This is a genomic window from Aquiflexum gelatinilyticum (assembly GCF_024813435.1).
Taxonomy (GTDB): Bacteria; Bacteroidota; Bacteroidia; order Cytophagales; family Cyclobacteriaceae; genus Cognataquiflexum; species Cognataquiflexum gelatinilyticum.
The window spans coordinates 79752-103047 of record NZ_JANAEZ010000007.1 but is presented as its reverse complement, the minus strand read 5'-3'; the positions used below and the strand labels follow the sequence as shown (position 1 = coordinate 103047).

General features: G+C 39.3%; 20 protein-coding genes. 19 read left to right on the top strand and 1 reads right to left on the bottom strand.

Annotated elements, in window-relative coordinates; all coding sequences use genetic code 11:
• The first annotated feature begins 44 nt into the window (after window positions 1-44).
• The 4 genes from NK987_RS15445 to NK987_RS15430 all read left to right on the top strand — a co-directional run bounded on the left by NK987_RS15445 (window position 45) and on the right by NK987_RS15430 (window position 5256).
• Entirely contained in the window at window positions 45-3344 is a 3300-nt protein-coding gene (locus NK987_RS15445) for a PAS domain S-box protein (protein ID WP_259264577.1), read from the top strand.
• 74 nt (window positions 3345-3418) lie between these two features.
• Window positions 3419-4009 (top strand): LemA family protein, encoded by a 591-nt coding sequence (locus NK987_RS15440; protein ID WP_258422244.1) that lies wholly within the window; start codon window positions 3419-3421, stop codon window positions 4007-4009.
• 4 nt (window positions 4010-4013) lie between these two features.
• Window positions 4014-4448 carry a TPM domain-containing protein gene (locus NK987_RS15435; protein WP_259264576.1) on the top strand — a complete coding sequence of 145 codons (435 nt, stop codon included), beginning with the start codon at window positions 4014-4016 and terminating at the stop codon, window positions 4446-4448.
• A 7-nt stretch (window positions 4449-4455) separates the two neighbouring features.
• Entirely contained in the window at window positions 4456-5256 is an 801-nt protein-coding gene (locus NK987_RS15430) for a TPM domain-containing protein (protein WP_258422246.1), read from the top strand.
• Between the two features lie 180 nt (window positions 5257-5436).
• Here the strand turns inward: NK987_RS15430 and NK987_RS15425 are convergent, their stop codons facing one another.
• Window positions 5437-6135: a ComF family protein gene (locus tag NK987_RS15425; RefSeq protein WP_259264575.1), complete on the bottom strand. Its 699-nt coding sequence runs from the start codon at window positions 6133-6135 to the stop codon at window positions 5437-5439.
• A 79-nt stretch (window positions 6136-6214) separates the two neighbouring features.
• Here NK987_RS15425 and NK987_RS15420 point away from each other — a divergent pair, with 79 nt between their 5' ends.
• From NK987_RS15420 to NK987_RS15350, 15 genes are all read left to right on the top strand, one after another.
• Entirely contained in the window at window positions 6215-6571 is a 357-nt protein-coding gene (locus NK987_RS15420; protein WP_259264574.1) for a carboxymuconolactone decarboxylase family protein, read from the top strand.
• On the top strand, window positions 6564-6926 hold the full coding sequence (locus NK987_RS15415) for a hypothetical protein (RefSeq protein ID WP_258422249.1): 363 nt from the start codon (window positions 6564-6566) through the stop codon (window positions 6924-6926). The genes NK987_RS15420 and NK987_RS15415 overlap by 8 nt, the downstream gene beginning before the upstream one ends.
• Window positions 6927-6959: 33 nt before the next feature.
• The gene (locus tag NK987_RS15410; RefSeq protein ID WP_259264704.1) at window positions 6960-7718 is read left to right on the top strand and encodes an exodeoxyribonuclease III; all 759 of its coding nucleotides are present in this window, start codon (window positions 6960-6962) and stop codon (window positions 7716-7718) included.
• A 37-nt stretch (window positions 7719-7755) separates the two neighbouring features.
• The gene (locus NK987_RS15405; RefSeq protein ID WP_259264573.1) at window positions 7756-8154 is read left to right on the top strand and encodes an ATP-binding protein; all 399 of its coding nucleotides are present in this window, start codon (window positions 7756-7758) and stop codon (window positions 8152-8154) included.
• 1 nt (window position 8155) lies between these two features.
• Window positions 8156-8578 carry an rRNA maturation RNase YbeY gene (gene ybeY / locus NK987_RS15400; protein ID WP_258422251.1) on the top strand — a complete coding sequence of 141 codons (423 nt, stop codon included), beginning with the start codon at window positions 8156-8158 and terminating at the stop codon, window positions 8576-8578.
• Between the two features lie 75 nt (window positions 8579-8653).
• Entirely contained in the window at window positions 8654-10519 is a 1866-nt protein-coding gene (gene mnmG / locus NK987_RS15395) for a tRNA uridine-5-carboxymethylaminomethyl(34) synthesis enzyme MnmG (protein ID WP_259264572.1), read from the top strand.
• The gene (locus NK987_RS15390; protein ID WP_259264571.1) at window positions 10519-11418 is read left to right on the top strand and encodes a class I SAM-dependent methyltransferase; all 900 of its coding nucleotides are present in this window, start codon (window positions 10519-10521) and stop codon (window positions 11416-11418) included. Before mnmG ends, NK987_RS15390 begins: the two co-directional genes overlap by 1 nt.
• A complete protein-coding gene (locus NK987_RS15385; RefSeq protein ID WP_259264570.1) occupies window positions 11415-13100 on the top strand; it encodes an Ig-like domain-containing domain in 1686 nt (561 codons plus the stop codon). The genes NK987_RS15390 and NK987_RS15385 overlap by 4 nt, the downstream gene beginning before the upstream one ends.
• A 471-nt stretch (window positions 13101-13571) precedes the next feature.
• Window positions 13572-15329 carry an AMP-dependent synthetase/ligase gene (locus NK987_RS15380; protein ID WP_259264569.1) on the top strand — a complete coding sequence of 586 codons (1758 nt, stop codon included), beginning with the start codon at window positions 13572-13574 and terminating at the stop codon, window positions 15327-15329.
• Between the two features lie 211 nt (window positions 15330-15540).
• Window positions 15541-16017 (top strand): MarR family winged helix-turn-helix transcriptional regulator, encoded by a 477-nt coding sequence (locus tag NK987_RS15375; RefSeq protein ID WP_258422256.1) that lies wholly within the window; start codon window positions 15541-15543, stop codon window positions 16015-16017.
• Window positions 16018-16031: 14 nt separating this feature from the next.
• Window positions 16032-18437, top strand: coding sequence for a 3-hydroxyacyl-CoA dehydrogenase/enoyl-CoA hydratase family protein (locus tag NK987_RS15370; protein WP_259264568.1), 2406 nt, complete (start codon window positions 16032-16034; stop codon window positions 18435-18437).
• Window positions 18438-18569: 132 nt separating this feature from the next.
• Complete coding sequence (locus NK987_RS15365) at window positions 18570-19745, top strand: thiolase family protein (RefSeq protein WP_259264567.1); 1176 nt, start codon at window positions 18570-18572, stop codon at window positions 19743-19745.
• A gap of 78 nt (window positions 19746-19823) precedes the next feature.
• Window positions 19824-20177, top strand: a complete 354-nt coding sequence (locus NK987_RS15360; RefSeq protein WP_258422260.1) for a four helix bundle protein — start codon at window positions 19824-19826, stop codon at window positions 20175-20177.
• A 67-nt stretch (window positions 20178-20244) separates the two neighbouring features.
• A complete protein-coding gene (locus tag NK987_RS15355) occupies window positions 20245-22044 on the top strand; it encodes an acyl-CoA dehydrogenase family protein (protein ID WP_259264566.1) in 1800 nt (599 codons plus the stop codon).
• A gap of 293 nt (window positions 22045-22337) precedes the next feature.
• Window positions 22338-23219 (top strand): bestrophin family protein, encoded by an 882-nt coding sequence (locus tag NK987_RS15350; protein ID WP_259264565.1) that lies wholly within the window; start codon window positions 22338-22340, stop codon window positions 23217-23219.
• Window positions 23220-23296 lie beyond the last annotated feature (77 nt).

Here is a 23296-nt window from a genome sequence, read left to right as displayed (position 1 = left end):
ATGTCAAAATAGGAGACAAACTCAATGAATTCTTTGATTATTTTATGTCAGAAGGCGCTAAAGTTTCTTTTCAAAATATTCTGCTTACTTTAAAAAAGTATGACAACGGCAGGTTTGAGCTGCTTTATATATCCTCTGAAATTAGGAATATTCTGACTGAAGGCGAAAAGTTTTACCAAGAGGATTATTTTGAAAAATCCTTTCCTACATTACCTAAACCTTTTTTTGAATACCTGTTTCAGATCTTGGGAAACGGTGACAAAATCACCTGTCCATTGACTTGGAAGGAAAAGTATTTCAGGTTTGTCCAAGTGGAAGGTTATGTGATTTCTCAAGAAGACAATTCCTATCTTGTAAACGTCCTTATTTCCCAATTGCCATTTGACTCAAATGTCAAATTCTCCTGGTTAATGGACAAATCAGAAGATCGTATTTTTACAGGAATCCAATCAGGTCATGATCTCGACCGTGTCTCAGCATGGAAGGCCTCCTTCTTTTCAAAATTTGATTTCATTCCGGAAGCGGATTTCAATGGCTTCCTGGAAAATAAAAACACCAAAATCCTCCCCATTTTTCCCGGCCATATATTCCTAACCAAAAAAATATTGACTGAAAATCATTTGCTTTTGCAGCTTGTTTACGGTCCTAGTCCTTTGGTAGACAAAAATGCATCAAGCACGGAGGCTTTACAAATCGGTCCAAAGCAGGCTCCTGTTTATTATGAGTATGACTTTAAAAACGACCTGATCAATTTTTCAGGAAACTTGGACGGTATTTTGGGCTATTCAGCAGAATTTTTTGAAAACTTTACCTCCAAAGATTGGATCAATCTTGTCCATCCCCTTGACCGTCATTACTTTAATATGGGTTTTGACCATGGCTCGAAAATGATATACAGGGTCAGTCATGCAGATGGCAGCTATGTCTATGTGCAAGATGAGGTAAATAAACTATTGGATGACCCCAATAATTCGGGGATTTCTTTAGGGATAATTACTGATATCACCGCACTCAAAGAGATTGAAAAGGACATTTTGGAGCATAAAACCATCCTTGACCAACTTACAGGAGTCGTTCCGGGGATGGTATACATGCTCAAGGCTTTTCCTGATGGTTCGAGAAAATTCATTTTTGTCAGTGAAGGAAGCAAAAACCTGTGGGAACTTGACCCATCCATGATTATGGAAGATGAGGCAAGTATCCGTCGACTTGTTCATCCTGAGGACATCGATCATGTAATTGAGGCAGATAAAACAGCCTTTCAAAAGGACCTCAAGTTTGAAAGTACTTTTAGGATTTTTACCCCTTCGGGAAAAGCCAAATGGGTATTTGGTGCATCCAACAGACTAAAGCAATTTCCTAGAGAATCTATTTGGGCAGGATTTTTTATTGACATTACCTATACCAAACAAAAAGAAACAGAGTCCTTTTTACTTCTCAATAGGTATAAAGTCTTGTTTGATGAAAACCCTCTTCCCATATTCCAATATAACAGTCAAGGTATCATCCTTGATGTGAACAAACAGTTTATGGACAAGGTCAATGTGTCTGATTCCACAGAAATGATCGGAAAAAACATGTTTGAACTGACCAAAGGGCATCCTATTGAAAAAGCATATAGAGACAGCATTGAAAAAGGAAGAGGCTTTTATGAAGGGCCCTACACGAGCCACTTCAACAAAAAGATGTTTCATGTGCGGGTCAATGCCAAGTCGGTAGAAGATGGAAAGGTATTTCAGGCTATTTTGGAGGACATCAGCGAACAACAATATGTTTCGAACATTTTATCAGAACTGACAGAGCGAACATCACGGTACTCCGGTCAGGAGTTTTTTGACGTGTTGACTTCCTTCCTTTCAGAGAAGTTGTTTATGAGTACTTGCTTTATCGCAGAAGTGGATGAAAAAAATCAATTTGCTTACTCTCTATCATATTTCAAAAACGGACAAAAAGAAAAGAATTTCAAATATTCCCTAAAAGACGCACCGTGTTATGATTGTTTAAATTCCAATAGTCCATTTATCATCCCTTCCGGTGCAGCTTCCAAATATCCAAAGGACAAAGGATTAGTTAAAATGGGAATTTCCACCTACATGGGTGTTCCGATTATTGATATCGAAAAAAACCGTCTCGGTATTTTGGTTTTGATGGATCAAAAAGACCATCCTTATAGTTTTGGTCTATCGGGATTACTCTCCGTATTGTCGGATAGGGTGGGAGCAGAACTGAACCGCCTCCATTTTGAAAAAAAGTTGATTTCCTCAGAGTTGCTTTTTAGGAGTATTGCAGAAAACTTTCCAAATGGGACGATTGAGATTTTGGACAAAGATTTCAATTATGTATTTACTGATGGAAAAGGATACCAATCCTTGCAGATTGATCAAAAAAAACTGATTGGAACTCCCCATCTTTCTATATATGATGATGCGACTTCTGAAAAAGTAAAAGAGTTTTTGGAAAAAGTCCTTGCGGGTGAAGCCGTAATTTTTGAAGTCATGGTCAATAACCAATACTATCTCAAAAACGGCGTTCCACTAACCAACAGTTCTAATAAAGTGGACAGGATACTTTTGGTAACGCAAAATATTACAGAATCCAAAATAGCAGAATCAGAACGAGAAAGGCTTATAAAAGATCTAAAATCCCAAAATGAAGAGCTTCAGAGATTCGCCTATATCATTTCCCATAATCTCCGCGCGCCTATTGTTAATATTACCTCACTTCTAGACCTGTACAACAGCCACAATCCTGCTGACTTAGAAAATGTGGAAATCATAGAAAATCTGAAAATATCCACCCAAATTTTGAACGGTACACTCGAAGATCTGATAGAAGTAGTATCAATCAAAAAGAATAAACTACCAAAAATTGAACGGGTAAGTTTCAGAAAACTTCTCAAAAACATAGAAAGGAGTCTGTCCAAGCAGTTTAAGGAATCGGGTGCTGTTATTGTGAGTGATTATAGCACAGCACCTTATATCAATTATATTTATTCACACCTGGAAAATTTTATCATCAACCTGACTACGAATTCCATTAAATACAAACATCAGGACAGGAACCCTGTCATTCAGATTAAATCCTATCACGAGGAAGGTTACACGGTGATTGAATTCAGAGACAATGGAATTGGAATTGACCTTGATAGGTATAAGGATCGTCTATTTGGACTCTACCAAAGATTTCATTCCCATGTGGATGGCAAAGGATTGGGTTTATACCTGATCCGTGAACAAATCCGGGCACATGATGGCAACCTTAGGGTTGAAAGTACTGTTGGTGTAGGAACTACCTTCTACATCTATCTTAGAAATATGAAGGCCAATTATCCAGAAGAAAAATAATTGCGTATAAAAATCAAACACAAAAGATATTCACTTCAATATTTTAATTTTGAGCATCTAAAACAAATCAAAAAATGAAAAAAGCACTCATTCCTATTTTGATCATTGCCGTAGTGGGCATATTTATGTACACCAAAGCAGTGGGAGTTTACAATATGTTTGTCCAAAATGAGGAAACCATCAATGGCCAATGGGCGGAGGTCCAAACACAATACCAGAGAAGGGCAGATCTTATTCCCAATCTTGTCAATACCGTTAAGGGATATGCTGATTTTGAACAGGAAACCTTGACCGGTGTCATTGAAGCCCGTGCAAAAGCCACTTCGATCAATATTGATGCAAATGACCTCAGTCCTGATAAAATAGCCCAATTTCAGCAGGCACAAGATCAGTTGAGCGGTGCATTGAGCAGACTTTTGGTGACGGTAGAAAAATATCCGGATCTAAAAGCCAATCAGAATTTTCTTGACTTACAAGCGCAGCTTGAAGGGACAGAAAACAGGATTGCAGTTGCTAGAAGGAATTTCAATCAATCTGTGCAGGCCTATAATTCGGATCTGAGAAAATTCCCGAACAACCTATTTGCAGGTTGGTATGGATTTGAAACCAAGGGATATTTTGAAGCAGCTGCAGGTGCAGAAAACGCGCCGACAGTTCAATTTTAAGGATATGGCAGAAAATCTATTTTCTCAAGAAGACAAAAACAGGATTGTTTCGGCGATTGCAGCAGCTGAAATGGCTACTTCAGGAGAAATTCAGGTTCATATAGAAAACCATTGCGGTTCGGACGTTTTGGACCGGGCCGCAGAGGTTTTTGAAACCCTCAAAATGCATAAAACAAAAGAAAGAAACGCTGTGCTTTTCTATTTGGCTGTAGCAGACCACAAATTTGCCATCTTAGGAGATTCGGGTATCAATAAGGTCGTTCCGGAAAATTTCTGGGAAAAAATCAAAGAGGAGATGGCAAAATCTTTTAAACAACACGCTTTTACAGAAGGCCTGTCAAATGCGATTGAAGCATGCGGTCAGCAGCTCAAAACACATTTCCCTTATGATCAAAAAGGTGATGTCAACGAATTACCTGATGAAATCTCCTTTGGATAAAAAAATCATGAATTATAGATATTTCCTTTCAATAATCATTTTCCTATTGTTTGTCGGTGGTCTGTCAGCTCAGGGGGATTTTCCTGAAGTTCCAAATCCGCCGAAGCTCGTCAATGATTTCACAAATACCCTTTCTTCAAGTGAGGTTAGAAGTTTGGAAACCAAGCTTGTGGCCTACAATGACAGTACCTCTACCCAGGTGACTATTGTCATGATTCGCTCTGTAGGCCAATATGATATCAGCGACTATGCGTTTCAATTGGGTGAAAAGTGGGGAATAGGCCAATCAAAGCTTGACAATGGCGTGTTGATTTTGGCAGCGATGGATGACAGGAAAGTATTCATTGCTACAGGATATGGGATGGAGGGTGTATTGCCTGATGTGTTGGCAAAAAGGATTGTCGACCAATTAATTGTTCCAAATTTTAAAATGCAGGCCTATTATGATGGTCTGGATAAGGCAACTGAAATGATTTTCAAGTTGGCTTCAGGGGAATATGAAGCTGAAAAAGTTACTTCAACAGGAGAACATGGCGGAGCCATAATATTCTTTTTGATCTTCATCTTTATTTTTGTTATCCTTCCAATGATCAAAAACAGGAAAGACAATGACAACCACATGGGAGGCAAAGGTGGGGGAATTGACTTGTTTACCACAATTATGCTCGCCAACATGCTCAAAGGAAGTGGGAAAGGCAAGTTTGGAGACTTTTCATCCGGCCGTGGTGGATTTGGTGGCGGAGGCGGCGGCTTCGGTGGTTTTGGAGGTGGTTCATTCGGGGGCGGCGGTGCAGGAGGAAGCTGGTAAATTTGAGTTTTCGGATCTTTGAAGGCATTTTCCTTTGGTACTCGGTCAAAATCTCACCTTGATTTGAGTCTTTAAATATTTCATGCTTTCATATTTTAATATAAGCCTTTTTCAAAAAACAGCGTTGGTTCAATCAGGAGGCACTTATTTTCTGTTGTGAAAAATTTAATTAATCGCAATCTATTGATTCTTTCCTGCTGCGATGACGGCTAAGTCTACCAATTGACAACCTTTTTCTAAAAGGACATTGGCGCAAGTGATCAACGTTGCTCCTGTGGTCATAACGTCATCCACGAGCAGTAGCCTTTTTCCATTTACATCTTTCATCAAATCAACATCAAAGACCTCGGCCACATTTTCTATCCGTTGCAATCTTGATTTTTTGGTTTGCGTTTCCGTGAACTGTTTCCTTATCAGAGACAGGACAACGGGAATATCCAAAGCCTCTGAGAGTCCTATTGCAAATTGCTCACTTTGGTTATAGCCCCTTATTTTCTGTTTCAAAGGATGTAAGGGAACTGGCGTTATTTGATCCCAATTATTTGAAAAACCATTTTGGTAAAGAATATTCCCATATAATCTTCCTAATTCGACTCCGATTTCTGGCTTGTTTTTGTATTTGAGTTGGTGGAGAAGAATTTGGCTTGCTCCTTTTTTCGAGAATCTCAAAAAGGACATCGCCAAATTTGGTTTGGTAAGTCCCATTATTTTGGTGACCAATTCATTGTTTTGAGGTCTAAGGTGGTAATTGGTGACCGGAAGGGCGGCAATACATATTTTACACAACTGATCTTCAAAGTCAAAAAGACTTCTTTTACATAAACAGCAGGTTTTTGGAAAAACCAAAGCCAAAAAATCTTCAAAAATCTTAGAATACATTTTCAAAATGAGGAGATCGAACTGAATGACTGTAAATACCTGTTATATTTGCAATTGACTAAAACCACCTTAAAATTTAATGAATTTAATAGAAGAATTCAATGCCTATAGGAGCGAAATGAATGAAAAAATCATGGCTTCAGACAATAAGGTCATCAAACGTTTTTTCAACCTTGATACCAATACCTATGCGGAAGGGGCATTGGATGTGAAAACGAAGGAAATGATCGGATTGGCATGTTCTATGGTCCTGAGATGTGATGATTGTATCAAATACCATTTGGGCAAATCATTTGAGGCAGGTCTGAATAAAGAGCAGGTCTTTGAGGTTTTTTCAATCGCAACCATTATTGGTGGGTCAATTGTAATACCCCATTTGAGAAGAGCGGTTGAATATTGGGAATTATTGGAAAAAGAAGGAAAAGCAGATGTTTAAGAAAGACCTTGATCTGGAAAAAAGATGGAGTAAACTGCTGAAGGGCATGGAAGAGCTTATCGGGAAAAAGCCCAATGACTTAAATGGGGTTTTATTTTTGATAGGAGTACAGGAACTTGGACAGGGAAACAAAAATTTTTCGAAAGAACAAAAGCAGGACTTGATGCATATTGGGATTTGCAGGGTGTTGAGCCAAGTTGGGTTTTATGAATTGGATTATATAGACCAAGATGGTTGGCCCCATTGGAAACTTGTAAACAAACTTCCTCATTTTGACGTGTTAGAGCAGGAGAAATTGTTGAAAATACAGGTTTTGGAATATTTCGAAACAGAATTTCAAATAGAAATCAAATAATAAACGAATTCAAAATTGAGTGATCTTAGTAACATAAAAGTCGTATCCTATAATGTAAACGGAATCCGTGCAGCACTTACCAAGGGCTTTGCTGACTGGTTAAAAGCAACAGATCCGGATATTATTGGGTTACAGGAAATCAAAGCTGAAGAGAACCAAATTGACAGGTCTATCTTTGAAGATATGGGATACCACATTTATTGGTATCCAGCTGCAAAGAAGGGATATAGTGGTGTTGCCATTTTGAGTAAAATAAAACCTAACCATGTTGAATATGGAATGAGTTTCCCTCTTTATGATGATGAGGGAAGAATTATAAGGGCAGATTTTGATGGCTTTTCATTCATTTCTGCGTATTTTCCATCAGGGACAACTGGTGATATAAGGCAAGATTTCAAATATCGCTTCTTAGATGACATATTCGGGTATACCCAAGACTTGGTTAAAGGATACCCTAATTTAATTCTCAGTGGCGATTACAATATCTGTCACAAAGCAATCGATATCCACAATCCAGTGTCCAACAAGAATTCATCAGGTTTTCTTCCTGAGGAAAGGGCATGGATGGACAAGTTTACAAAATCAGGTTTTGTAGATACATTCCGGTTGTATAATCAAGATCCACATCATTACACTTGGTGGAGTTATAGGGCAGGCTCAAGGTCAAAAAATCTCGGTTGGAGAATTGATTACCACATGGCCACATCACCTATGAAAGAAAAAGTGAAGCGTTCTATTATCCTACCAGAGGCACATCATTCGGACCACTGCCCAATAATGATAGAATTATAAAAATATTATATTTAACGTTTATATCAACATTATTTTCATGAATTCCATTAAAATTTCTATTCCATCTCTAATTGAGAATATAAAGATCGTTGAAAGCTTTATAGATAATGCTAGGGAGAAATATCCTATTAATGAAGATATCTATGGGAATATCATGATTTCTGTGACAGAATGTGTGACTAATGCCATCATTCATGGAAACAAAATGGATGGAAATAAAAAAGTAAATCTTGAATTGCATCTTGATGAAAATCAAGTTGAATTTGTGATATTGGATGAGGGAAAGGGTTTTGATTTCGAGCATTTGGTAGATCCGACAGCACCTGAAAATTTAGAGAAAACAGGAGGGCGTGGGATATTCATTATGAAGCATTTAGCAGATGGAATTAAATTTGAGGAGAACGGTAGAAAAACCATACTAACTTTCTACATGTGATATGGCAATTCTTTTTTTTGAAGAAGACATAAAATTTTCCCTTCCGGAAAAGAACAAAAAGAAAAAATGGTTAAAAGAAATAGCCAATCTCGAAGGATTTAAAATTGGAGAACTTAATTACATTTTTTGTTCCGATGAATACCTTTATCAAATCAATGTTGACTTCTTGAACCATAAAACCTACACAGACATTATTACCTTTGACAATTCAGAAAAAGAAAATCTAATAGAAGGAGACATTTTTGTCAGTGTAGACCGAATTAAAGATAATGCCATTAAAGAAAGTGTGTCCTTTGAAAAAGAACTCTCAAGGGTTATGAGCCATGGGATTTTGCATTTAATGGGATATAAGGACAAAAGAGAAGAAGATATAATCAGTATGAGAAATATGGAAAACAAAGCCATTTCTTTACTGGACAAATGAAACGTTCCACGTGAAACACCATTCAGATTCAATTGATAAAAAAGTTCCACGTGGAACAAACCAAAAAAGAAAATTATGTTTCCAATATATGATGTGATCGTTGTAGGGGCAGGGCATGCAGGCTGTGAAGCTGCGCATGCAGCAGCAAAGATGGGTTCCAAAGTCCTTCTTTGTACAATGAATATGAATACCATTGCACAAATGTCATGTAACCCGGCAATGGGTGGCGTAGCAAAAGGTCAAATTGTGAGGGAGATTGACGCCTTAGGAGGAATGTCAGGGATCATTTCTGACAAATCCATGATCCAATTCAGGATGTTGAATAGGTCCAAAGGTCCTGCTATGTGGTCTCCAAGATCGCAAAATGATAGAATGTTATTTGCAGAAGAATGGAGATTGGCTCTTGAACAAACACCCAATGTTGATTTTTGGCAAGAAATGATAAGTGGGTTATTAATTAAAGACAATAAAGCTGTTGGAGTAAGGACAGGAATTGGGATAGAAATCCAATCCAAATCAGTGGTTCTTACCAATGGAACATTTTTAAATGGCATAATTCATATCGGAGAAAAACAATTTGGGGGAGGAAGAACAGGAGAAGCAGCGGCAAAAGGAATAACCGAACAACTCGTCCAATTGGGTTTTGAAGCGGGAAGAATGAAAACTGGAACACCTCCAAGGGTTGATGGACGTTCATTGGATTACAGCAAAATGGAAGTACAGTACGGGGATGAAAACCCTGAGAAGTTTTCCTTCTCTGACGCTACATCAACTTTAAAAAATCAAAGAACATGTTGGATTACCTATACCAACAAAGAGGTACACAATACACTAGAAACAGGTTTTGACAGATCCCCCATGTTCAATGGCAGAATCCAAGGCCTAGGACCAAGGTATTGCCCATCAATTGAAGATAAAATCAACAGATTTGCGGAAAGAGAAAGACATCAGATCTTTGTAGAACCAGAGGGATGGAACACAGTAGAAATGTACATCAATGGTTTCTCCACTTCATTGCCTGAGGATGTACAATATCAAGCTCTAAGGAAAATACCAGGTTTTGAAAATGCAAAAATGTTTAGACCCGGTTATGCCATAGAATATGATTTCTTTCCTCCAACACAGTTAAAATTGAACTTAGAGACACATTTAATAGAAAACCTATTCTTTGCAGGACAAATCAACGGAACGACAGGCTATGAAGAAGCCGCCTGCCAAGGATTGATGGCGGGAATAAATGCTTCTAGGAAAGTACATGAAAGGGATCCATTTGTTTTAAAAAGATCCGACGCATATATAGGTGTATTGATAGATGATCTGATCAATAAAGGGACTGAGGAACCATACAGGATGTTTACATCTAGAGCCGAATTCAGATTATTGCTACGTCAGGACAATGCAGACTTGAGATTAACCCAAATGGGTCATAAAATTGGTTTGGCAGATGATACGAGACTAGAAAAAATGCAGGACAAAAAATCTGATACAGCTAAACTGATCAATGATTTAAAACAAAAAAAATTGTCTCCTGATATAATTAATGAAGGCTTAGAAGGATTTGAAACAGCGACCATTAAAGAAAAGGTCACGGTTGAAAAGCTTTTGAAAAGGCCTCAAATTGGATTAACAGAAATTATGGACTTAGACCAGGACATAAAAAATTATCTTTCCAAATATAAAAAAGAGGTTCTAGAACAGGCAGAAATTCAAATCAAATATGACAGCTATATAGAAAAAGAACAGCAAATGGTAGAAAAATTGAATAATATGGAAGACTATAGAATCCCGATACAATTTGATTATCTAACAATAACTGCACTTTCGGCTGAAGGAAAACAGAAATTAAATAAAATAAAACCCGAAACACTCGGTCAAGCATCAAGAATTAGTGGTGTGACCCCTGCAGACCTTTCTATTCTCACCGTTTATTTAGGAAGATAATGTCACAGGAAAGATTAAACAAATGCCCACTATGTAAAAGTGGGCTTTTTCTTAATCATTTGGAAGTTAAAGATTTTTCAATAAGCAAGGAAAACTTCTTGTTGTGTAAATGCTCATCCTGCCAATTGATATTTACAAACCCCCGACCGGATAAAGAAAGCATTAGTAAATATTATCAATCGGAAGACTACGTTTCTCACCAAAACAAAACCACAAATTTCACAAACCTACTTTATAAATGGGTAAGGAATATCACTATCAGAAAAAAGGTAAAATTGTTAAATAAATATACTGAAGGAAATAAAACTCTGCTTGATTACGGATGCGGAACAGGATATTTCTTAGCAGAAGCAAAAAAATCAGGATGGAAAACTCAAGGAATAGAACCGAATAAAACAGCGAGAAAAATATCCAAAAGCAAAAAGCTTAAAATTAAGGGCAAACTTGAGGAGATCGAAAAAGATACTAAATTCAATGCAATCAGTCTATATCATGTTCTTGAACACATACACAGCCTAAGAAAAACAGGAAAAAATATTGTCGACTTATTGGAGGAAAACGGTACAATCTTTATTGCCGTACCAAATAACAATTCTCATGATGCCAAAAAGTATGGCACATTCTGGGCAGCATTAGATGTACCAAGACACCTGTATCATTTCAATCAAGATACAATTCAGGTTTTCGCAGAAAAAATGGGACTAAAAATTGTAACTATTGAACCAATGAAATTTGACAGCTATTATGTTTCAATTCTATCTGAAAACTACCTAAACCCAGACAAAGGAATGATAAGCAAAATGATAAGAGCCTTTATAAATGGTTATAAATCAAATACTTGGGCCAAAAAAAACAATAATAATTACTCAAGCTTATTGTTTATTTTAAAGAAAAAATGAAACATTCAAATTACCTATTAGGCATAACATTACTTTTTACTATCGTTTCATGTGCGAAACAAGGAACACCAATGGGAGGACCCAGAGACGAAGATCCACCAAAACTTTTATCCATAACTCCATCAAATGAAAGTACAAATGTCAAACCTTCAATTATTGAACTTGAATTTGACGAATATGTAAAAGCGGAAACTCCAAACAAACAAATTATCATAACTCCAAGAATCAATAAAGATGAAATGGAGGTAACGACAAATAAGAATAGAGTAATTATTAACCTAAACCAAGAACTTGAAGACAGTACAACTTATGTATTTAACTTCCAAAAATCCATAAAAGACATCACCGAAAACAATATTCCGGACAACCTCAAACTTGTTTTTTCGACGGGACCCAACATCGACAGCCTTAGTTTTTCAGGAAACGTTTCATACATTCTCCCCCAAAAACAGAAGAATATTACCGATGTTTTGGTAGGGCTATATTCAGTAAGTGATACTACCAATGTTCTAACGGCAACACCCTATTATATAGGACAAACAGATTCAATAGGAAATTTCAATCTCAGCAATATAAAAGCAGGGAATTATAGAGCATATGCTTGGCATGACCAAAACAACTCTTTAAAAGCAGAAGAAAAACAAGAGGAATACGGATTTATATCTGATACAATCAGCATTTCAGAAAACGTAAAAGATGCCAAACTCTACCTTTCAAAGGCGGACTTATCTGCATTCAAAATTAACAGAGCAAGTGCATCAGGGCAGAATTTCGACATCTATCTCAGCAAATACCCAACAGACATCATCATTGATCATCAGGATATAAACAAAAGCTTGTTTTACAGGCAAAATGAAAAAACAATTAGATTATACCATAGAAGTATAATCAATGACAGTACAGCTGTAAAATTGATGTTAAGAGACTCTGTTGGATTCAAACTTGATACAATCGTTTATGCAAAATTTGAGGAAAGTGACAGAAAAAATGAAAAGTTGGAAACCACAGTAAAAGCAAAAAGAAACTTTTTGAAAGAAATTGAAGCAGAAATTAAATTCAACAAACCAATAGACAATGTAAATTATGATTCACTATATATAAAATACGACAGTGCTTCTTACATTCCGATAAAACCTGAAATGCTTTCATTTAAAGACAGCTTGGACAGAACATTGATTTCCATCGCAGTAAATATCCCAGACTCCTTAAAACAAGAAGCATACACCTTATATGCGATGGACTCAACATTCCAAGATATAGAAGGGGAATTCAATACAACAAAAATTGAAAACCTATTCAGAAAACTTGACCCAGAAACTTTGGCTGAAGAAATCAAGATTACAGTAAACACGGAAAACTTACCAATCATAGTCCAGATTATTGACAAAAAAGATGAAGTAGTAGCAGAACAATACTTAACTGAAACCAACGTAGCAATATTCAAAAATTTAGAAGCAGCTACATATAATATCAGGGCAATCCTTGATTTAAATAAAAACAGACGATGGGATACTTCCAATATGAATGAAAATCGACAAGCAGAACCAATATACTACCTAGAGAATAAAGAAAGCGATAATCCAAAAGACACAATAATTAGAGGGGGATGGTCACTTGATGTCACGATAGACCCTTTAAAATTACCTGGAATACCAAAAATTAAAGAAAATATTATGAAATAATTGTAGATAACCTAAACAAAACATGTGCATAAGTTCTCACAACTTGGGTATAAAAGGAGACTTATCAATACCAACCAAAATTTGAACCATCAAAAAATTGGACAAAGCGAATAACCCATCATTCATCTACACTCATTCACAAATACAGACACAGCAAAGAACACACATTTATCTATTTTCATTTTCCCACAACAATAAATCCTTTTTTTCAATACGATTGAAATTCAACAAATTAAAGTAAAAACGACTGTGGATTAAAAGTGGAGAAAGTGATGAAAACTAAACACAAATATGTGGATTACTTCAACCAGATTTTTTATCCACAAATCCACACCTTAATAATAACAGTAGTTTTATTTAATTAAATAATATATTAAATATATAAGGCTGTGGAAAATTCTTGAATTCCCGTTTTTTGGTTTACTGCAAGCTTTTATCTAATTTCAAGAACCTTATTAACCCAAGATAATCATGCAAATCCACAGACTCTTCGACCTGATCAATTTCCAAATTGCAACATATGACAAGCCAGTTGCCTTAGCCCAAAAAATCAATGGTTCTTGGAAAACCTATTCAAGCAGGGATTTAAAAAAAATAGTGGATAACCTAAGCCTGGCTTTTTTAAATTCAGGAATCCAACAGGGTGACAAAGTAGCCATCATTTCTGACAACAGACCCGAGTGGAATTTTATCGATCTCGGCTTGCAACAGATTGGGGCCATTTCTGTTCCCATGTACCCGACTATCTCCTCAGAGGATTATAATTATATTTTCCATCACGCTGAAGTTAAAAAGGTTTTTGTAGGTAACACAGAAATCCATTCAAAAGCAGTCGAAGGATCCAAGGATATGGATGTTCAGATTGTCTCTTTTGATAAAATTGAAGGTTGTGAATATTGGGAAGATTTTATGGCCAAAGGTGAAGGCGGTAATTTAGCCGACCTCGAAGCACAGAAAGAAGCAGTCAAATACGAAGATCTTTTTACGATCATTTATACTTCTGGAACTACCGGTAGACCAAAGGGTGTAATGCTTAGCCACTCTAATGTCATCAGTAATCTTTATGCTATTGAAGATAGGATGATTATCCCTAGAGGAGAAGCCAAAGCGCTAAGCTTTCTTCCGTTATGTCACATCTATGAAAGAACGGGATCATTTTGCTTTATGTTTATGGGAGTGTCCATTTATTATGCCGAGAGCATGGAAGCAATCGGAGAAAACCTCAAAGAAGTACAGCCGCATATTTTCAATACTGTTCCAAGGCTTTTGGAAAAAGTCTATGACAAGATTGTTTCCAAAGGATATGAACTTACAGGTGTAAAAAAATCTCTTTTCTTTTGGGCGTTAAATCTTGGTTTGAAATATGAACCAAACAAAAACCAAGGCTCTTTTTATAATTTTCAGTTGAAACTTGCCAATAAAATTATTTTCAGCAAATGGCGTGAGGCATTGGGAGGCAATGTGATGCAGATCAATTCCGGTGCTTCTGCATTGCAGCCAAGATTGGCAAGGGTGTTTTGGAGTGCAGGTATTCCTGTCAACGAAGGTTATGGACTTACTGAAACTTCCCCTGTTGTTTCTGCCTCTATCTGTAACCATCAGGATATTCGCATCGGAATGGTTGGCAAAATCGTCAAAGACGTCGAAGTCAAAATAGCCGCTGATGGAGAAATTTTGGTCAAAGGTCCCAATATCATGCAAGGATATTACAAGCAGCCTGAATTGACTGCTGAAGTATTAGAGCAAGACGGATGGTTTCATACGGGAGATATAGGTGAACTTCATGAAGGTAATTACCTCAAGATTACTGATAGGAAAAAGGAAATGTTTAAAACATCCGGAGGTAAATACATCGCCCCTCAGCCAATGGAAAACAAGTTCAAGGAATCATCTTTGATTGAACAGGTTTTGGTGGTAGGGGAAAATAAAAATTACCCGGCGGCTTTGATTGTTCCAAGTATTTTGGGTCTTCAGGATTGGTGCAGACACAAGGATATTCCTTATACCACTGATGTTGAAATGCTTCAAAAACCCGAAATTCTTGATAAATTTCAAAAGGAAGTAGATCATCTTAATAAATACTTTGGCAAATGGGAGCAAATCAAAAGGTTCAAAGTTCTGACACAACAATGGACTATCGAATCAGGTGAACTTACTCCAACCATGAAGTTAAAAAGGAAAGTAATCCACCAAAAATTTGCCAAAGAAATCGAATCCCTATACGCTTAACAATAAATTCAAATAAGAATCTTATTTTGGGATAATCTCAATTTTACCGCCCAAACCATTATTAAAAACTATATTCTGTAAATATTCAGAATATAGTTTTTTTTATTTACCCAAACCCTAAACTTAATTTCTTATGCATGCATAACTTTTTTTCAATTTAGTATGCATGCATACAATATTTTTATTACATTAGACGTACTAAAATACACCTATGAAGCGCGAAGAGACAGTTGACTATCATATCAAGAGTGCCTGGCATGCGATTTCCAGGATGTACAATCAAAAAGCAGCTCAGGAAGATTTTACCACAGCTATTGGATTTGTATTGATCAATATCAACTCAAAAGAAGGTACCCCGGCTACAAAAATTGCCCCGCTGATGGGCTTGGAAGCAAGAAGCCTTACCCGCATGCTGAAGAGCATGGAAGAGAAAGGGCTGATTTACAAGAAACCTGATCCCATTGACAAGAGATCGGTGAGGATTTTTCTGACTCCGGAAGGAAAGAGGAAAAAGGAAATCTCTGTGCAGACGATCATGGAATTCAATGAGCAGGTAAGAGAAGTGGTCAGTAGCGAAGAATTGGAGACCTTTTTTACTGTTTTCCAAAAGATCAATCATGTCATAGATAATTTACAAACAGAAACTATAAACCCCAATGAGTACAACAGTCAGTTGTATGAAATTTAAAACCAACACATTTTATGAAAAGAACCATTAAGAAAGTAGCTATTTTAGGTTCAGGAGTGATGGGGTCAAGGATTGCCTGCCATTTTGCCAATATCGGCGTGCAGGTTTTGCTTCTTGATATTGTCCCCAACGAGCCTAATGAGGATGAAAAGAAAAAGGGCCTGACCGTCAGTGATAAATCCGTCAGGAACCGGATTGTGAATACTGCGCTTGACAACACGATGAAGGCAAAGCCTGCGTCATTGTACGATGCTGCGTCAATTTCAAGGATTACCACAGGAAATTTTGATGATGATTTGCCAAAAATCAAAGACTACGATTGGGTCATGGAAGTCGTAGTCGAAAGGTTGGACATCAAGCAATCACTTTTTGAGAAAGTAGAGAAATACAGGAAACCTGGAACTTTGATCACTTCCAATACTTCGGGTATTCCGATGCACTTGATGAGTGAAGGCAGGTCAGAAGACTTTCAGGTCAACTTTGCCGGAACCCACTTTTTCAATCCGCCAAGATACCTCAGGTTGTTAGAAATCATCCCTGGACCAAAAACAAATCCCGAGGTCATCGACTTCCTCATGGATTTTGGGGATAGGTTTTTAGGCAAAGAAACTGTTTTATGTAAAGATACTCCCGCATTCATCGCCAACAGGATCGGGGTTTATGCCATCATTTCAGGGATGCATGCCATAGAAAAAATGGGTCTTAGTGTATCTGAGGTAGACAAACTTACCGGACCGATTATCGGTAGGGCAAAGTCGGCTACTTTCAGAACCATGGATGTGGTCGGTTTGGATACCACTGTCAATGTCTCCAATAACCTTTACAAGACATTGACCCACGATGAATCAAGAGACAAATTTCTTCTCCCAAATATTGTCAAGGTATTGTTTGACAACAAATGGTTGGGGGACAAAACCGGTCAGGGATATTTCAAAATGATCCGCCACAAGGACGGGACTAAAGAACTGAAAGAACTTGATTTGAAGACTTTTGAATACAAAGACACAGAAAAACCAAAATTCAAAGCCTTGGAGGCTTCCAAAGAAATCGATGACCTGAAGAAGAGAATCAAATTCTTGGTGAACTTCGATGACCGTGCGGGTGAATTTTACAGGGCGTCCTTTTATGACCTCTTCAAATATTGCTCCCACAGGATCCCTGAAATCTCCGACGAATTATACAGAATCGACCAAGCTGTTTCGGCAGGTTTTGGTTGGGAATTGGGTCCCTTTGAAACATGGGATATCCTTGGTGTCAAAGATACGGTAGAGAAGATGGAAGCTGCAGGAGAAAAAGCTGCTGCTTGGGTTCATGAAATGCTTGCTGCAGGACATGCATCTTTCTATAAAGTGGAAGGCGGACAGCGTAGATACTACGACATTCCTTCTAAATCCTATTTGCCAATACCCGGCGTGGAAGATTTTATCATCCTTGACACACTCAAGGCAGCCAACAAAAAACTTTGGGGCAATGCCGGTACGACCGTCTACGATTTGGGTGATGATGTCATCGGTTTGGAATTCCATACCAAGATGAACTCTATCGGTCAAGAAGTGATCGAAGGAATCAATACCGCGATCAATATGGCAGAAAAATCCTATAAAGGTCTTGTCATCGGTAATGAAGGAGGAAACTTCTCCGCCGGAGCCAACCTTGCCATGTTGTTCATGTTTGCCGGAGATCAGGAGTTTGACGAAATCAACTTGATGATTGCCGGATTCCAAAACACCATGATGCGTGCACGGTATTCTTCCGTTCCGGTAGTAGTAGCACCGCATAATATGGCTCTTGGAGGAGGTTGTGAACTTTCGCTTCATGCAGATGCCGTACAGGCCCATGCAGAATTGTATATGGGTTTGGTGGAGTTTGGTGTGGGATTGATTCCTGCCGGCGGTGGTACCAAAGAGATGACGCTTCGTTTTTCGAATGAATCCAAAGCAGGTGATGTGGAGCTCAACAGGCTTCAGGAATATTTCATGAACATCGCCACTGCCAAGGTTTCTACTTCGGCTGCTGAGGCAAGAGGATTGGGATACTTACAAGTTAAAGATGCTATCACCATCAACCGCAAGCGTCAGCTCGCCGATGCCAAGGCTAAAGTTTTGGCTTTGTATGAAGCCGGATATATCCAACCTGTGCAGCAGACCAATATCAAGGTCTTGGGAAAAACCTCGCTGGCACTTTTCGAAGCGGGCATCACAGGCATGGTCTATGGCAATTACATTTCCCAACACGACGCCAAAATTGCAAGGAAATTGGGTTGGGTCATGTCAGGAGGCGATCTGTCATCTGCGACCGAAGTCAGCGAACAGTTTTTACTCGATCTTGAGCGCGAAGCATTCTTGAGCTTGACAGGGGAGAAAAAAACCCTGGAAAGGATACATAGTATTCTGTTTAAGGGAAAACCACTGAGAAACTGAAAAATAGATGTGAGATATAAGACGTGAGATATGAGACTGTCTCACATCTCAATTCTCACATCTCAAATCTATAAATCCAAAAAGGAAAAAAAGTTTGGATTTCAACAAATAACCTAAAATTAAGAAGACAACATGGAAGCATATATAGTAAACGGATATAGATCGGCGGTAGGAAAAGCCAAAAAAGGCGGCTTCAGATTCTACCGACCAGATGACCTGGCCTCAGATGTGATCAAGCACCTTGTGGCCAACACGCCCGGATTGGAAAATAAAATGGTCGATGACCTCATCGTTGGCAATGCCATCCCGGAAGCCGAGCAAGGCATGCAGATGGGAAGGATGATTTCCCTTTTGGCACTCGGTATCGACAACCCGGGTTTTATCATCAACAGATACTGCGGTTCGGGATTGGAAGCGATAGCGCTTGCAGTAGGAAAAATCAAAGCAGGAATGGCTGATTGCATCATTGCAGGCGGGACGGAGTCCATGTCCATGCTCCCAATGATGGGATATAAAACTGTCCTCAACTGGAAAATCGCCTCCCAGACTCCGGAATATTACCTGAGCATGGGTTTGACCGCCGAGGAACTCGCCAAGGACTACGAAATCACCCGCGAGCAGGCAGATGAGTTTTCTGCAAATTCCCATACCAAAGCTTTGGCAGCCATCTCAGCAGGAAAATTCAAAGAACAGATCGTCCCGGTAGAAGTAGAAGAAACTTATCTCGATGAAAAAGGGAAAAGGAAAACCAGAAAAACCATCGTTGACACAGACGAAGGTCCAAGGGCAGGCACGACTCCTGAAGTCCTTGCTAACCTCAAGCCGGCCTTCAAAATGAACGGACAGGTAACAGCGGGAAATTCCTCCCAAACCTCTGACGGGGCCGCATTCGTGGTCGTCATGTCAGAGCGGATGGTCAAAGAACTCAACCTTGAGCCGATCGCCAGGATGATGTCTTATTCCGTAGCTGGCGTAGATCCTAGAATCATGGGCATCGGTCCGAAAGAAGCCGTACCCAAAGCGCTGAAACAAGCCGGATTGACATTGGATAAAATTGACCTGATCGAATTGAATGAGGCTTTTGCTGCACAGGGTTTGGCAGTAATCAAGTCCCTCGATATGGACATCAGCAAAGTCAATGTCAATGGAGGTGCAGTCGCACTCGGCCACCCGCTAGGATGTACCGGAGCCAAACTTTCCGTGCAGCTTTTTCACGAACTCCGCAGACAAAACAAAAAGTACGGGCTTGTCACTGCCTGCGTCGGCGGAGGTCAGGGTGTGGCTGGGGTGTTTGAGTTATTGCGGTAATGTTTGAAGTCAAGTGTAAGAGAGACAAAAGACATAAGACTCAAGACACAAGATTTTAAAAACTTAAATCTTAACGATATGCATAATTATAAAGAATTGAATGTCTGGAAAAGATCAATCAAGCTAGCTGTCAAAGTCTATAAATTGTCTCAAAAATTTCCTTCTGATGAAAGGTTTGGATTGACATCACAGATCAGAAGATGCGCTGTATCAGTTCCATCCAATATTGCTGAAGGAGCAGGAAGAAGAACAAACGGTGAGTTTGTCAATTTTCTCGGAATATCCCATGGTTCTATTTGCGAATTGGAAACCCAACTCTACATAGGTTTCGAATTGGAATATATTGGCGCAGACCAATTAGAAGAAATCTCTTTAGAAGTGACAGAAATTCAAAAAATGCTTTATTCACTCATCATAAAATTTGAAAAATAAATAACCAAACATAAGCGGTAGTCTAGTTTATCTTATGTCTAGCGTCTTGTGTCTTATGTCTACAATTATGAGCACAATAACCAAAAATTCAATCAACGGCGGCGAATTCCTTGTCAAGGAAACCGAAGCGAAGGACATCTTCATTTTTGAAGAATTTACTGAAGAACAAAAAATGATGGCTCAGGCCTGTCAGGATTTTATCGATACCGAAATCCATCCACGCAGTGAGGAAATCGACAGCATGAAACATCCTGAACTCGTTCCCTCCATATTCAAAAAAGCCGGAGATCTCGGTCTCCTGGGAATCGCCGTTCCTGAGGAATTCGGCGGCATGGGGATGAGTTTCAACTCTTCTATGCTCATCGCTGACATCATCGGTGGAGCGGGATCTTTTTCCACCACTTACGGCGCACATACCGGTATCGGTACGCTTCCTATTTTGTATTATGGTACTGAGGACCAAAAATCCAAATACCTACCCAAGTTGGCTACAGGAGAATGGGCAGCTTGCTATTGTCTCACCGAGCCGGATGCAGGTTCGGATGCCAACAGTGGCAAGACCAAAGCTACTCTGACCGAAGATGGCAAGCACTACCTCATCAACGGACAAAAAATGTGGATCTCCAATGCGGGATTTGCAGACCTGTTCATCGTCTTTGCCAAAATCGAAAACGATAAAAACCTTACCGCATTTATTGTGGAAAAAGGATTTGGTGGCATTACCATGAATGAAGAAGAGAAGAAGATGGGAATCAAAGGATCATCCACCCGTCAGGTATTTTTCAATGACTGCAAAGTTCCTGTGGAAAACATGCTTTCCGAAAGACAAAACGGTTTCAAAATCGCTGTAAACATCCTCAATATCGGAAGGATCAAACTCGGTGCAGGCGTTTTGGGTGGCTGTAGATCTGTGGCTTCGATGTCGGTGAAGTATGCCGGAGAGCGTAAGCAGTTTGGAGTTTCGATCAATTCCTTTGGTGCTATCAAGCAAAAATTGGCAGAAATGGCCGTCAGGACTTATGCCTGCGAATCACTTTGCTACCGTGCCGGTCAGGATATTGAAGACAGAATGGATGCACTTGCTGCCGAAGGCATGCCGGATGCACAGGCTAAATTGAAAGCCTTGGAGGAATTTGCCATTGAAGCGGCAATAGCGAAAGTTCACGGTTCGGAAGTACTCGACTATGTTGTGGATCAGGGCGTGCAGGTATATGGCGGTATGGGCTATTCTGCCGATGCACCGATGGAGCGCGCTTATAGGGATGCCCGTATTTCCAGGATTTACGAAGGAACAAACGAAATCAACCGCATGCTGATGGTGGGCATGTTGCTCAAGAGGGCGATGAAAGGAGAAATCAACCTCTTCGAACCGGCCATGGCTGTTTCTGCGGAGTTGACTTCTGTGCCGAGCTTCGAGACGGTGGATACTTCAGAGCTTTTTGCAGCAGAAAAAGAAACCATCAAGAAACTCAAAAAAGTATTTCTGATGGTGGGCGGAAAAGCAGCGATGGCTTTGGCAGACAAAATCGAATCCGAGCAGGAAGTCATGATGAACCTTGCAGACCTGATGATTGAAATCTATGCTGCGGAGTCTGTCATCCTGAGAACAGAAAAACTCGTGGGCATGAGAGGTGAAGAGGCCTGTCTGCCGCAGATTGCGATGACGCAGGTATATCTTTTTGAAGCTGTGGAAAAAATCCAGACAGCAGCCAAAGAAGCCATTGCGGCATTTACCAAAGGTGACGAGCAGAAAGTGATGTTGATGGGATTGAAGCGCTATACCAAAGCTGACCTTGTCAATACCAAAGAGTTGAGAAGGCAGGTTGCGGACTATATGATTGAGAAAGGGAAATATCCTTTTTCTTAAAAATTTAGAGGCCCACAAAGGCACCAAGTCACCGAGATAAAATCTCACGCAAAGACGCAATGACGCAAAAAAAGCCTCCAGAAATGGGGGCTTTTTTGTTGCTATTCTGCTTCTCCAGAAGCAAGAGAACTGCTATTTATTTCTCGCAAAGCCGCTAAATCGCAAAGGGGAAAAAAAGAGACTCTACTCCCAGTTCCCAACTTCCTCACCTCTCACCTCAGCCTTCATCCCTCATCCTTCATCCTTTCCACCCTTTTCCATTATATTCGCAGTATTCCTTTTTTCTCCGAAACATGTTTTACTACAACTCCAAAGACTGGCTCCTAGCCATTTTCAGAATTCCAAAGGCAGATACCCTCCGCCCCTTAATACCAACATTGATTTTTATAGCGCTATACTCTTGGGGGATCGTGTATTTAGAGGTCAATTACTTGAAGTTGTCTGAAAACAGCGATGCTCGAAACATCACCATCATGCATACACTATTGGGTTTTGCGATCTCGATGTTACTGGTTTTCAGGACCAATACGGCTTACGACAGGTGGTGGGAAGGACGGAAGCACTGGGGAAGCCTTGTGAACAACAGCCGGAATCTCGCCATCAAACTCCAGGTTTTTTTGCCGGTAGAAGACCACGGCTCCAGGACATTTTTTAAGCAAGTGATTCCGCTGTATGCTTTGGCACTTCGTAGGCATCTCCAAAAAGACAGTACCATGCTCCAACTTGATGAAAATCCCCATCCCGAGCTGCCCGACTTTGGTCACAAAGTACATGTACCCAATAAAGTGGCTGAAAGCATGATTTTCAAAGTCCATAACTTATACAAGAACAAAATCATCAGCGGGGACCAACTCATCGTCCTCAATGGAGAAATCAGTTCCTTCACTGACATCTGCGGTGCCTGCGAGCGGATCAAGAATACCCCGATTCCATTTAGCTACAGCGCATTTATAAAGAAATTTATCTTTATCTATGTGGCGACATTACCCTTTGGCTTGGCGCTTTCGATGGGATATTTTACCATTCCAGTGACGACTTTTATATTCTATGTATTGGCGAGTTTGGAACTGATCGCCGAGGAAATCGAAGATCCCTTTGGTACCGACAGCAACGACCTGCCGATGGCCAAGATCGCCGAAAACATCAAAGGGAATGTTGGGGAGATTTTGGGGTAGATTGTAAAGAAAAGAGGTGAGAACAAAGAAATCCTCTCCCATCCAATTTTGGATAGTGGAACAGATCTTCGTTATGT